The 761-nt window shown below is 52.2% G+C and carries 1 protein-coding gene; it reads right to left on the bottom strand.

Annotated features, from left to right (window positions below; translation table 11 throughout):
• A partial coding sequence (locus AC1DH9_RS30175) for a LysR family transcriptional regulator (protein WP_477809457.1) occupies window positions 1–738 on the bottom strand: 738 nt, incomplete at its 3' end.
• Between the last annotated feature and the right edge of the window lie 23 nt (window positions 739–761).

The raw sequence follows: 761 nt of genomic DNA, 5'->3' as shown, positions 1-761 counted from the left end.
ACCTTGACCCTCCTGCGCAGCGGTCAGCAGCAACGGATAGTTATTGAAGCAAAAAACTGGAGCTTCCTCTGGCGGAGTGATCTTCGCGTGCAGGCACCAGTGATGCCAATCCAGCCACCGGGAGTCATCGCTGTCCTTATGAAGCAGCGGTAGATCCTCGATACTGCTTATTTTCGTACCTTCCATTAGCCCCAGTTTTTCAGCCAGATCTGGACTGCACACTGGGAATACCGTCTCGGGGATCAGTAGCTTTTCAAATCGGAAGTCACCGTCGAGGGATCCAAACTGAATGGCGATATCGGCATCTTGAAGCATCGGATCATCGTCAAGGTTTACTGGGCGAATCTTGAATTGGATCTGGGGGAACTGGCCCTGGAGCGCAGGCAATTTCGGCATAAGCCAGAAATAGCAGAATCCAAAATTCGCAGCGATCGAGATGGTAGGTTTCTGCTTGTTGAAATGGCGACGCATGCGCTTGACCGCTGCCTTAATTTCACTCACCGGGGATGCTAGGCCTGAATAAATCTGCTGACCCTCATAGGTGGGTCGCAACAGCTTACCGTTACGTTCGAAGAGTACACACCCAAGCGACTCCTCCAAGGTGCGAATCCGCTGAGAAATCGCCGGTTGAGTAGTGCCCAATTCAACAGCTGCGGCCGTCATCGAACCCAAGCGGATTGTGGCCTCAAAGGCGACCAAAGATTTAAGTGGCGGGAGGTCCTGTTCGCTCGGCTCCATAACGTTTATGCATACCTCTAATA

The organism is Pseudomonas sp. 05T35, from assembly GCF_056396605.1.
Note: the sequence above shows the minus strand (reverse complement) of the source record. Positions and strands in the feature narration are given on the sequence as shown.